The organism is Vibrio sp. 2304, assembly GCF_033339475.1.
GTDB classification, from domain to species: domain Bacteria; phylum Pseudomonadota; class Gammaproteobacteria; order Enterobacterales; family Vibrionaceae; genus Vibrio; species Vibrio alginolyticus.
In genome coordinates this window covers 1-511 of record NZ_JAWOUQ010000151.1, presented here as the reverse complement: position 1 = coordinate 511, position 511 = coordinate 1, and the positions used below count along the sequence as shown (strand labels likewise).

The following is a 511-nucleotide window of genomic DNA, read 5'->3' as shown; positions in this document are numbered from 1 at the left end:
CGTTAAGTAAACCACTCGCTCCATAACCAGTAACCAACACACCGCTACAACGGCAGCCAACCACCATAGGATTTGGCCACCTTGCTGCATAAAGCTCATCAAGGTATTGGCCCAATCCTCACTGATCAAACCCAAAGTGTTGAGTAGGATCTGCTCCATTATGCTGCGTTCTCCGCTATCGTGTTACGGTTGCCTTTGTTGTTAGACATATCGCGCTCTGCTTGTTCAGCAACTAAGCCAATACCCTGCTTTTCTAGAATGTTGCGAATGCTCTCGGCTTGAGAACTCAGCACATTATGCGCCAGAAGCAGTGGCATTGCGGCTACCAAGCCGAGAACCGTTGTCACCAACGCCATCGAAATACCGCCCGCCATGACTTTTGGATCGCCATTACCAAACTGAGTGATCACTTGGAATGTTTCGATCATGCCCGTTACCGTACCTAGCAGACCTAACATTGGTGCCAGCGCTGCAAGCAGTTTGAGCATCGATAGTCCTTTTTCAAGGTGCG

General features: G+C 49.5%; 1 protein-coding gene and 1 pseudogene. Both read right to left on the bottom strand.

Annotation, left to right across the window (positions count from 1 at the left end; translation table 11 throughout):
- Positions 1-159, bottom strand: a pseudogene (locus tag R7P64_RS24745) (MotA/TolQ/ExbB proton channel family protein); the annotation flags it as partial.
- Positions 159-511 (bottom strand): MotA/TolQ/ExbB proton channel family protein (locus R7P64_RS24740; RefSeq protein WP_318124291.1); only part of this gene is annotated, 353 nt, incomplete at its 5' end. The gene R7P64_RS24740 and the pseudogene R7P64_RS24745, both read right to left, overlap by 1 nt.